The organism is Streptomyces sp. NPDC050263 (assembly GCF_040655955.1).
In the GTDB taxonomy this organism is placed as follows: domain Bacteria; phylum Actinomycetota; class Actinomycetes; order Streptomycetales; family Streptomycetaceae; genus Streptomyces.
Genome location: NZ_JBFAKW010000201.1, coordinates 1 through 10,825 on the forward strand (window position 1 = coordinate 1; position 10,825 = coordinate 10,825).

The 10,825-nt window shown below is 70.8% G+C and carries 11 protein-coding genes and 1 pseudogene; 7 read left to right on the plus strand and 5 right to left on the minus strand.

From position 1 onward, the window contains the following. Positions 1-83 (plus strand): annotated as a pseudogene (locus tag AB0J04_RS43815) (transposase); the annotation flags it as partial. 202 nt (positions 84-285) lie between these two features. Here the strand turns inward: AB0J04_RS43815 and AB0J04_RS43820 are convergent. After that, a complete protein-coding gene (locus AB0J04_RS43820) occupies positions 286-936 on the minus strand; it encodes a DUF305 domain-containing protein (protein ID WP_363174308.1) in 651 nt (216 codons plus the stop codon). Between the two features lie 94 nt (positions 937-1,030). Then, on the minus strand, positions 1,031-1,489 hold the full coding sequence (locus tag AB0J04_RS43825; protein ID WP_363174309.1) for a DUF6153 family protein: 459 nt from the start codon (positions 1,487-1,489) through the stop codon (positions 1,031-1,033). 135 nt (positions 1,490-1,624) lie between these two features. Here AB0J04_RS43825 and AB0J04_RS43830 point away from each other — a divergent pair, with 135 nt between their 5' ends. Together AB0J04_RS43830 and AB0J04_RS43835 are read left to right on the plus strand one after the other, a co-directional pair. Next, on the plus strand, positions 1,625-1,993 hold the full coding sequence (locus AB0J04_RS43830) for a BlaI/MecI/CopY family transcriptional regulator (protein ID WP_363174310.1): 369 nt from the start codon (positions 1,625-1,627) through the stop codon (positions 1,991-1,993). After that, positions 1,990-2,898: a M56 family metallopeptidase gene (locus AB0J04_RS43835; RefSeq protein WP_363174311.1), complete on the plus strand. Its 909-nt coding sequence runs from the start codon at positions 1,990-1,992 to the stop codon at positions 2,896-2,898. Before AB0J04_RS43830 ends, AB0J04_RS43835 begins: the two co-directional genes overlap by 4 nt. A 102-nt stretch (positions 2,899-3,000) precedes the next feature. Here AB0J04_RS43835 and AB0J04_RS43840 read toward each other — a convergent pair whose 3' ends face one another. From AB0J04_RS43840 to AB0J04_RS43850, 3 genes are all read right to left on the minus strand, one after another. Next, on the minus strand, positions 3,001-5,328 hold the full coding sequence (locus AB0J04_RS43840) for a heavy metal translocating P-type ATPase (RefSeq protein ID WP_363174312.1): 2,328 nt from the start codon (positions 5,326-5,328) through the stop codon (positions 3,001-3,003). Positions 5,329-5,438: 110 nt separating this feature from the next. Then, positions 5,439-5,735: a heavy-metal-associated domain-containing protein gene (locus tag AB0J04_RS43845; protein WP_363174313.1), complete on the minus strand. Its 297-nt coding sequence runs from the start codon at positions 5,733-5,735 to the stop codon at positions 5,439-5,441. Positions 5,736-5,926: 191 nt separating this feature from the next. After that, on the minus strand, positions 5,927-6,832 hold the full coding sequence (locus tag AB0J04_RS43850; RefSeq protein ID WP_363174314.1) for a DUF5134 domain-containing protein: 906 nt from the start codon (positions 6,830-6,832) through the stop codon (positions 5,927-5,929). A 320-nt stretch (positions 6,833-7,152) separates the two neighbouring features. Here AB0J04_RS43850 and AB0J04_RS43855 point away from each other — a divergent pair, with 320 nt between their 5' ends. The 4 genes from AB0J04_RS43855 (at position 7,153) to AB0J04_RS43870 (ending at position 10,719) form a co-directional block, all read left to right on the plus strand. Continuing rightward, entirely contained in the window at positions 7,153-7,530 is a 378-nt protein-coding gene (locus AB0J04_RS43855) for a hypothetical protein (RefSeq protein WP_363174315.1), read from the plus strand. Positions 7,531-7,755: 225 nt separating this feature from the next. Next, on the plus strand, positions 7,756-8,193 hold the full coding sequence (locus tag AB0J04_RS43860) for a hypothetical protein (RefSeq protein WP_363174316.1): 438 nt from the start codon (positions 7,756-7,758) through the stop codon (positions 8,191-8,193). 136 nt (positions 8,194-8,329) lie between these two features. Then, positions 8,330-9,424 carry a PLP-dependent cysteine synthase family protein gene (locus AB0J04_RS43865; protein ID WP_363174317.1) on the plus strand — a complete coding sequence of 365 codons (1,095 nt, stop codon included), beginning with the start codon at positions 8,330-8,332 and terminating at the stop codon, positions 9,422-9,424. Further along, complete coding sequence (locus tag AB0J04_RS43870; protein ID WP_363174318.1) at positions 9,421-10,719, plus strand: MFS transporter; 1,299 nt, start codon at positions 9,421-9,423, stop codon at positions 10,717-10,719. The genes AB0J04_RS43865 and AB0J04_RS43870 overlap by 4 nt, the downstream gene beginning before the upstream one ends. Positions 10,720-10,825: the final 106 nt, after the last annotated feature.

The window sequence follows — 10,825 nt, forward strand, 5'->3', positions numbered from 1 at the left end:
TCCGCCGCTACATCATCTGGCGAAACCGCCATGCCGACGACCGGCGCCTACGCGCCGTCGTCGACAGGGCAAACGTTGCCTGATCCGGCACTAGCTGCGCGTGGGTGACCTGGCTGTCGCGGTGCAGGAACGCTGCGCCGAGGGCCGGGGCGCGCCAGGGGCGGGCGACCGGGCGGGTTGAGGGGGCGGGCGGCCGTCCGGGTTCCGCAGCACGAACGCTGCGCTGCGGAACCCGGACGCCTGGCTGGCGACGCGAGCCGAAAGGGCGGCTCGCGTCGGGAGGACTCAGAGCCTGTCGACGATGCTCTGCAGCTGCTCGACCTCGGAGGACTGGCCCTCGACGATGCCGCCCGCCATCTTCACGGCGTCGGCGTTCTTGCCGTCCTTCTGCTCGTCCTCGGCCATGCTGATCGCGCCGTTGTGGTGCTCGATCATCATGTCGGCGAACATCTTGTCGAACTCGGCGCCCTTCAAGGACGTGAGGTGCTCCATGTCCGCGTCGGACATCATGCCGTCGCCGCTGCCGTGATCCATGCCGGGCATGGACTCCGCGACGGTCGGCTTGTTCCAGGACTTCAGCCAGCCCGTCATGGTCTTGATCTCGGGGTCCTGGGCCTTTTCGATCTTCGCGGCGATGTCCTTCACCTCCGAGTCGGAGGCTCGGTCGTCGGCGAGCTCGGCCATCTTCAGGGCCTGCTCGTGGTGCGGGATCATCATCTGCGCGAAGGTGACGTCCGCGTCGTTGAAGCTCGAGGATCCGGCCTGGGCGGTCGCCGAGGCGGAGGCGGAGCTGTTGCCGCTGCCGTGGTCCATCCCGCTCATGTCGTCGCCGTTGTCGCCGCAGGCGGAGAGGAACAGGGCGCCGGCGGCGGCGACGCCTACGGCGGCGGCGCGGCGGACGTGCTTGCGGCGCAGGGCATGCGTGAGGGCAGTCATGGTTGATTCACCTTGTGCTGTCGGTTCTTGGCTGTTTCGGTGCAGGCGAAGTCGCGGTTCCGCGCGTGGTGCGCGCCCGCGAGAGCGATGCGGCCTACAGCCGCAGAACCGACAAGAGGGTGAGATCGGGGCCGCGTGGAGGGGGAATGTGCCGCAGAACGGCGGAGACCTGGGCGAGAAGCCTGGCCGGCCACTCCTGGCGACGGGTGAACGCCGACCTGAGAAGCGTGGCGAGCGCCCACGCACCGAACAGGACTGCCACGCACAGAGAAACCATGTCCATGGCCATGGCGGGCTCGTGCGAGGACGTCGAGCCTGCCGTACTCGTGGCGTGACCTTCTCTGCTCCGGTCGGCGGGAGCGCTCATCGGATCGTGGCCGGAAGCAGCCGGATCCATCGCTGTCGAGTGGGACGCGGTGGTCATGGCCGAGCTGGACGACTCACCGGGATGTCCCATGGTGTGCATCGCGAAGACGCCCACGGCGAGCACGACGACGAGCAGCAGGTGCCCGAGGGCGCCTCCCGCGCGTACGCACCGGCTCACCTTCACCATGGGACTCCGTCACTGGTCGTTCCGGATCAGCTCTTCCGGCAGAACTCAAGGGCTGCGGGCCCTGCTGAGAGACGGCCGACTTCCACTGATCTACTAAGCTGATTGGCGTTCAGAGTACCGGAGAGGGGAGTGGCTGTGCGTCAGCTGGGTGAGTTGGAGGCAAAGATCATGCACCGTCTGTGGGCCTGGGGGCGTCCGGCGACCGCACGCGACGTACTGACCGACATCAACAAGCAGCGGCCGCTCGCCTACAGCACCGTCAAGACCGTGGCCGACATCCTTCACCACAAGGGCATGCTCAAGCGGCGCAAAGAGGGCAGAGCCTGGGTGTACGAGCCCACCTGCACCCGGCAGCAGTACACGGCGGCGCTGATGCAGCAGGCCCTCGGCGGCAACCCGGACCCGGCAGGCACTCTGGTCAGTTTCGTGGAACAGATGACGCCCGACGAGGCTGACGCCCTGCGCTCGGCGCTCCGGGCGGTCAAGAGGCGGAGCGAAGCATGAGCACAGCCGCGGTCCTGGCCGGATACGCCGTGGTGGTGGGCGCCCTCGTGCCGTCCCTGCTGTCCCGGGCGGCGTGGGCGCATCGCGCTCCGGTCCTCGCGGTCCTCGCGTGGCAGGGGCTCATGGTCACGTTCGTCTTCACCGTCACGCTCGCGGCGTATCACCTGCTCCTTGCCGATCATCACGCGCACGGCGGCCTCGTCGGGCTGCTCAGCGCCTGCGGTCTCGCCGTCGGCGCCCCGTTGGCGGGTCCCGCACCTTCCTTGCCGCAGGCCCTGGCGCTCGCCGCGCCCGCTGCGATCGTGCTGCTGCCGCTCGGCTGGCTCGTGGCCTGCTCCTGGCAGGCACGCAGGGCGCGACAGCGCCACCTCGACCTGCTCACCCTCGTGGGCGACCCGGCACCCGAGTACGACGCCACCGTCGTCGACCACAAGGCCCCCGCCGTCTACTGCCTGCCTGGCCGCCACTGTCGAGTCGTCATCACACGAGGCGCGTTGGACGCCCTGTCCGAGGAACAGCTGCGGGCCGTCCTGGAGCACGAGCGTGCGCACATCGACGGCAGGCACCACCTGCTCCACCTGCTGGCGGACGCGTTCTCCCGGGCCTTCCCCGGACTGCCGCTGGCCCGCCACGCCAAGGAGCAGACGGCACTGCTGGTGGAGATGATCGCGGACGACCATGCCCTGCGGCTCCATCCGCGGGAGGCGCTGGCGACCGCGATGTGCGAGGTGGCAGCAGGGCGGGTGCCGTCGGTGGCCCTGGGGGCCGGCGGGGCAGGTGCCCTGATCAGGCTCCGGCGCGTGCTCACTCCGCAGCCCCGGCCGCACCGCGCGACCTGGCTGGGCGTGGTCGCGGCCACTGTCGTGGCGCCGCTGCTGCCGCTCCTGGTGGCGTGCGGGCCCTGATCCGGCGTCGCCCCGACTGCTCGCGGCCTGATCATGCCTTGGCCGCCTGGCCAAGGCCCCTCGCGGGCAGAGACCAGGCGGCGGGTGTGCGGTTCGAAGGGGCTACTTGAAAGACCGCAGGCGCAGGCTGTTGGTGACGACGAAGACCGAGGAGAAGGCCATCGCGGCACCGGCGATCATCGGGTTGAGCATGCCGGCGGCAGCGAGCGGCAGGGCCGCGACGTTGTAGCCGAAGGCCCAGAAGAGGTTGCCCTTGATGGTGGCCAGAGTCTTGCGGGACAGACGGATGGCGTCCGCGGCCACCCGCAGGTCACCTCGTACGAGGGTCAGGTCTCCCGCCTCGATCGCCGCGTCCGTGCCGGTGCCCATGGCCAGGCCGAGGTCGGCGGTGGCGAGGGCGGCCGCGTCGTTGACGCCGTCGCCGACCATGGCGACCGTACGGCCCTCGGCCTGCAGCCGCTTGACCACGTCGACCTTGTCCTGAGGCAGTACTTCGGCGATGACTTCGTCGATGCCGACAGCGCGGGCGACCGACTCGGCCACGCGTTGGTTGTCGCCGGTCAGGAGAACCGGCTTCAGACCCAGTCGGCGCAGCTCGGCCACCGCCTCGGCGCTGGTCTCCTTCACCGCGTCGGCGACGGTGAGGACACCGCGCGCCTCGCCGTCCCATGCGACGGCGACCGCCGTACGACCCTCCGCCTCTGCCGCGGCCTTGGCCTCGGCCAGCTCTCGGGGCAGCTCGATGACCCACTCCGTCAGCAGCTTGTCGCGTCCGACGAGCACGGCGTGCCCGTCGACGACGCCCTGTACGCCGAGCCCGGCGACGTTCTCGAAGTTCTCCGGTACCGGCAGGCTGCCGACCCTCCCCCGCTCTCGGCTTCGCTCGAGCGGGGGGACCCCCATGACGGCGCCGGTCGCGATGGCCCGGGCGATCGGGTGCTCGGAGGCGTGCTCCAACGCGCCCGCCAGCCGCAGGAGTTCGTCCTTGTCCACACCCGGTGCGGTGAACACGTCCTGGAGCTGCATCCGGCCGGTGGTGACCGTGCCGGTCTTGTCGAGGACGATCGTGTCGACGCGGCGTGTGGACTCCAGCACCTCGGGGCCCTTGATGAGGATGCCGAGCTGGGCGCCGCGGCCGGTGCCGACCATGAGGGCGGTGGGCGTGGCGAGCCCGAGCGCGCACGGGCAGGCGATGATCAGGACGGCCACGGCGGCCGTGAAGGCGGCGGCCGCGTCACCCGTGACGCCCAGCCAGCCCCCGAGGGTCGCCGTGGCGATCAGCAGGACCGCGGGGACGAAGACGCCGGAGATCCGGTCGGCGAGGCGCTGCACCTCGGCCTTGCCGTTCTGCGCGTCCTCGACGAGCCTCGCCATGCGGGCGAGCTGGGTGTCGCCCCCGACCCGAGCGGCCTCGACGACGAGCCGCCCGCCGGCGTTGACCGTCGCGCCGGTCACGGCGTCCCCGACGCCCACATCGACCGGCACGGACTCGCCGGTCAGCATGGAGGCGTCCACCGCCGACGCGCCCTCGACCACGGTACCGTCGGTCGCGATCTTCTCGCCCGGGCGTACGACGAAGCGGTCGCCGATCGCCAACTGCGCGACGGGGACGCGCACTTCCGTGCCGCCGCGCAGCACCGTCACATCCTTCGCGCCCAGTTCCAGCAGCGCTCGCAGCGCGGCACCTGCCTTGCGCTTGGACTTCGCCTCCAGATAGCGCCCGGCGAGGATGAAGGCGGTCACCCCGGCCGCGGCCTCCAGGTAGATGGAGGAGGAGCCGTCCGAACGGGAGACGGTGAACTCGAAGCCGTGCCGCATGCCCGGCATGCCGGCGTGCCCGAAGAACAGCGCCCACAGCGACCAGCCCAGGGCGGCGAGCGTGCCGATGGACACCAGCGTGTCCATGGTCGCGGCACCGTGGCGGGCGTTCGTCCAGGCGGCCCGGTGGAAGGGGTACGCGCCCCACACGACGACCGGAGCGGCGAGAGTCAGCGACAGCCACTGCCAGTTGTCGAACTGCAGGGCCGGGACCATCGCCATCAGGACGACGGGCACCGAGAGCGCGAGAGACACGAACAGACGCTGTCGCAGGGAGAGCAGCTCCCCGTCCGCGGCGGGGTGTGCTGCCCGCACGTCGCCTTCCCCGCCGGCCGGGGGAGTCGGGGGCGGCGGCTCCTCGGCCGTATATCCGGTCTTCTCGACGGTGGCGATCAGGTCGGCGACCTCGATGTCGTCCGGGTACGAGACCTTCGCCTTCTCCGTGGCGAAGTTGACGGTCGCTGTCACACCGTCCATGCGGTTGAGCTTCTTCTCGATGCGGGCCGCGCACGAGGCGCAGGTCATGCCACCTATGGAGAGCTCTACCTCGGAGGCAGGCGCCGACGGGGGCGCCGCACCGGGGCGTGTCATCTCGGGAACCGTGCTGGTCATGGAGAATCTCCTGGGGAAGGCCGGGGACGTACGGCGTCCGTATCAGCGGAGCGGCACGTCCCGGCGTGGAGGGAAACGCGTGGCCCGGGGCTGCCTGACCCCGGACGGGATCACGCCGCGCCGACGAGCTCGTAGCCCGCCTCGTCGACGGCGGCGCGGACGGCCGCCTCGTCGAGCGGGGCGGCAGAGGTGACCGTCACCTCACCGGTCTCGGCGACGGCCGTGACCGCGGTGACGCCGTTCAGTTCGGATATCTCCTGCGAGACCGCGCCCTCGCAGTGCCCGCAGGTCATGCCGGACACCTTGTAGACGGCGGTGACTGCGCCGGCCTGAGTATCGGTCGAGGCGCTCGAGTGGCACGAGCCGGCGGTGGAGCAGCAGGAGCCGGAGTTCTTCTGGTCGGTCATCGCTTTTCATCCTCGGAAGTCGATGCGTGGACGACGCTCCGGGAGGGGCTCATCCCCGCTCCTCCCGAGCGGGTCAACCATATACCCCCTAGGGGTATTCCGGAACTGTGGGGCCGCCCACGATTTCCCGGTCCCTGATGGCCCCTGATGGCCCCTGATGGCCGCTGTGGAGCTCGGGGGAGCCCCGGCCGTTACGCGACCATCATCAGCAGCATGGCCGACATGGTTCCGCCCATGCCGATGTGAGCCGCGAGGGCCGCCTCCGGGGTGGCGCCGGCCCTGCCGCGACGACCGCCGTGGCGGCCCCGTTCCGCTGCGCGGGCCTTGTCCCAGACGGAAAGCGTCAGCGACGCCAGAAACACCACGACCGTGTCCGGCATGGAGAGCAGCCAGTGGCTCCAGTTGCGGTGCCGACCGTTCTCGCGGCCGGCCGTGAGAACGGTCCGTTCGGCGCCGCGGATACGGGCCCAGACCGAAGCGGCGATCGACAGCAGGAAGTAGACGGCAAGCGCGGCGATCACCAGACGCCAGACGGAAGGCGACGACGATGCGTCCGCTCCGGCGGCAGACGTGTGCGCACTCATGTCGGCCATGTCCATCCCCGGCATGGACTCCATGCCGGCCATGCCCTCCGTTCCGCCGGTGTGCTGCATGCTCGCGGCATCCTCCATCCCCGGCATGCCTGACATCCCTGGCATGCCGGGCATCGAGGAACCGTGGCCGTGCCCCAGCGCGAGGACAGGCCCGGACGCGGTCGTCGTCATGGCCAACGTCATGATCACCATGCCTGCGCTGCCGACGATGAGGTGCACCCAGTGGCGGCCTTCCTTCCAGCCGCGTTCACGCGCGTGCTTGACGGCCAGGGCCACCGCGCCGAGCCCGAGGAGGGCGAACGCCGCCGCCCACCACAACCCGTACCCCCCGTACCAGGCGGCCGTCGCGGGCAGGGCCATCGTGGCCATGCACACTCCCATGAGCAGATCGCCGCCCGCCGCGTACCGGCCCGCGCCGCTCGTGGTCACGACCCGGACCGCGCTGACGGCGGCGACCAGTGCGGCGACCCCCGCTATGGACCAGCTCAGAGCCAGAGTTCCCATGTCCACCCTTCCGTGTAAGTCTCCCGCTGGGCCGCGCAAGTGGTTGGCGGCCAGGAGCTAGTACGCATCGGGGTGGGGGAGGACTCAGTATCTGCTAAGCAGATTAGTTTTAGAAGCTCGCCCGTGCTCGCAGAGGTTCCCCTCCGGAGTGCTCGCCGAAGCAAACCGGTCATGTGCTTGGCTCGTTGACGTGATGTTGCGCGGGAGTCGTCGGATCGAGGTCTATGAACCGCTAGTATCACGGCGTGATTACGGCTCGGTCACTCCCGCGCATGGTGCGGGCCCGTGTTTCTGCGGGCCCGTTGCTCCGTGTGTTGGTCATGGCCGTACTGCTGTCCGGTGTTGTGTTCACGCACGGACTGAGCGCCGAGAGCGTCAAAGGGCACCTGGTGACCAGCGCGGCGGCGCCTGCTGCCGCAGCGCACGAGGAGGTTCTCGACGCCGAGGGCGAGCGGGCTGTGTCCCGGCCGGTCGCGATAGGTGACTCGGACGAGGGCCACGGCTCCTCGCATCCGAGCGAGCACTGCGTCTCCGGGCAGCCGCAGCAGGGCCCGGTGCTGACACCGCCGTGCTTTGCAGTGTCGGTCAGCGAATCGGCCACCGTCGGGCGCGTCTTGGACAAGCCAGGGTCCAACGAGTCGGTGCTGTCCGCCACGTCGTCGACAGCCCTGAGACTGGCCGTGGTTCAGCAGGTCTAGAAGCCGGAGTCCTCTTTCGTCCTCCGGCTGTTCCGGCCACCCCCGTCACCGACTCAGGGTGAGGGGACGGTTCGCCGGCTCGCACGACGAGCAACGGATCCCGCGCACCTGGACGTGCGCCGGATCTGGATCGTCGATGCCGTCCACCCCCACCCCTGCTTGCCGCCTCCTCCTCTGTCGTGGTTGCCGCCATGGCCGAAGAGGGAGCCGGCGCACGGAGGACCAGTGCCGACACATTCCCGTACGCCCGCGCGCGCCCTGCGGGCCGTGCCCGACTCGCGCCTGCCACGCCCACTCGTCGCTCTGTTGTCGGGCGTCCTGCTCGTGCTGATCGGCCTGTGCGCCGTCGCACATGGCCAGTTGGCAGAGCCGGACCGCCAGGCAACCGCCGCAGCCACGGCATCGGCCTGGCCGGCGGTGACGAGCGACGTGGTGCCCCACGGGCCGCACCGACACCACGGGAACGAGCACTGCGCCCTGGACGGGGCCGCCCGGACGACGGCCCAGGCCGCCCACCATCCCCCTGCCGACGCCGGGGCGACCCTGCCCGCCGGCGTCATCGGGGCCCTGGGCGCTCGGCCCGTCTACCGTCGGCCGTATCGCTTCCGCACGCGGCATACGGGCAGATCCGCGCTCGTCCGCACCTCGCGGTGGCGCATCTAGACCTCCCGCCCGCAGCCGACACCGCACGGCTGCCGCGCCACGGCTCCACGACCTCGGACGGACAACGACCGTCCGCCATGCGGCCGTGGCGCGAGATGAGCACGCACCGCGCATTCATCGAGCGAGAGCGAAAGACATGCAGTCACTGACGAACACCGCCGCCCTGCCGGACCGGTCCGCCCTGTCGGCGCTGGTGGGCAACACACCTCTGCTGAGGGTGTCCCAGCCGCTGACACCCCCGGACCGGGGCTTCTGGGCGAAGCTGGAGGGCTTCAACCCGGGCGGCATCAAGGACCGGCCCGGCCTGCACATGGTGGAGCGGGCCCGCGCCCGCGGCGACCTGCGCCCCGGCGCCAGGATCATCGAGTCCACCAGCGGCACCCTCGGACTCGGCCTCGCCCTGGCCGGCATGGTCTACGGCCATCCGGTCACCCTGGTCACCGACCCGGGCCTGGAGACGTCCATGACCCGGCTGCTCACCGCGTACGGCGCCCAGGTCAACGTCGTCTCCGAACCCCACCCCACCGGCGGCTGGCAACAGGCCCGCCGCGAGCGCGTCCAGCAGCTGATGGCACAGCACCCCGACTCCTGGTGCCCGGACCAGTACAACAACCCGGACAACACCACCGCCTACACCCCGCTCGCCCTGGAACTGGCCACTGAGCTGGGCCACATCGACGTCCTGGTGTGCAGCGTGGGCACGGGCGGGCACTCCGCCGGCGTCTCCCGGGTGCTGAAGCAGCTCTATCCCGAGCTGGAGGTGGTCGGCGTCGACACCATCGGCTCCACGATCTTCGGCCAGCCGGCCCGGCCGCGGCTGATGCGGGGCCTGGGGTCCAGCATCTATCCCCGCAACGTCGCCTACGACGCCTTCTCCGAGATCCACTGGGTGGCCCCGGCCGACGCGGTGTGGACCTGCCGCCAGTTGGCCGGCTCGCACTACGCCACCGGCGGGTGGAGCGTGGGCGCGGTCGCCCTGGTCGCAGGGTGGCTGGCCCGTACCCTGCCCGCCGACACCCGGATCGCGGCGATCTTCCCCGACGGTCCGCAGCGCTACCTCGGGACGGTGTTCGACGACGACTACTGCGCCGCCCACGGTCTGCTCGACGCCCCTCCCGCTCCCGAACCCGAGGTGATCGGGCGCGTGGACGAGAAGGAAGTGGCCCACTGGACGCGGTGCGCCACCGTGGTCGACCCGCTCACCCTGGAGTCCGTGGAGGGGGGCCGGTGAAGGGCGCCCTCGCACAGGTACGCACCTACGAACGCAGCGTCCAGCTGCTGATGGTCAATCAGTTCACCATCAACCTGGGCTTCTACATGCTGATGCCCTACCTGGCCGCTCACCTCTCCGGGACGCTCGGACTGGCCGGCTGGGTCGTCGGACTCGTCCTCGGCGTACGGAACTTCAGCCAGCAGGGGATGTTCCTCGTCGGCGGGACGCTCGCCGACCGTTTCGGCTACAAGCCGCTGATCGTCGCCGGATGCGTGCTGCGCACGGTCGGCTTCGCGACGCTCGGCCTGGTCGACTCGCTGGCCGCGCTGATCGCGGCCTCCGCGGCCACGGGGCTCGCCGGGGCGCTGTTCAACCCGGCGGTCCGGGCGTATCTCGCCGCCGACGCGGGGGAGCGCAGGGTCGAGGCGTTCGCACTGTTCAACGTCTTCTACCAGGCCGGCATCCTGCTCGGCCCGCTCGTCGGGATGGTGCTGACCGGGGTGGACTTCCGCATCACCTGCCTGGTCGCCGCCGGGATCTTCGCCCTGCTGAGCGTCGTGCAGATCCGTGCGCTGCCCACCCGGCGCGCCGACGACCCCGAGGGCGAGGAACAACAAGACCGCGAGGGCGTCCTCACCCAGTGGCGCGGCATCCTCGCCAACCGTCCGTTCCTGCTCTTCTCCGGCGCCATGATCGGCTCCTACGTGCTCTCCTTCCAGGTCTATCTCGCACTGCCGCTGGAAGTACGGCGGGTCGGCGGGGACGGGCAGTTCGGCACGGCGGCGGTGGCGATGCTCTTCGCCGTCTCCGGGCTGAGCACGATCGTCGGCCAGACCAGGGTGACCGCCTGGTGCAAGGCCCGGTACGAGCCGGGCCAGGCACTGGCCCGAGGACTGGTGACCATGGGCCTGGCCTTCGTGCCCCTGCTGTCGGCCACCGCACTGCCCGTCCCCGAGTCCGGTGCCGGCCTGTGGCTGCTGGCCGCGGTACCGCCCACGCTCGCGGCTCTCCTGCTGGCGGTCGGCACGATGATCGCGTACCCCTTCGAGATGGACACCATCGTCCGTCTCTGCGGTGACCGCCTCGTCGCGACTCACTACGGGCTCTACAACACCATCTGCGGGATCGGCATCACCCTCGGCAACCTCCTCACCGGCGTGGCGCTCGACGCGGCCCGCGGGGCGGGGATGCCCGCGCTGCCGTGGATCTCCCTGTGCGTGCTCGGCTTCGCCTGCGCGGCCGCCCTGTACGGCCTGTACCGCACTGGGCGTCTGGCGACCCCGCTCGCCGATCCACGCCCCGTTGCCGCTTGACCCTCGACCGCGAACCGGGGTGGGCGCCACGTGGCGCCCACCCCGGCCCCCCCGCGATCTTGGGGGGCGGCATGCCCACCGAGGCGGCCCCCCGCGCGGGGCGTGA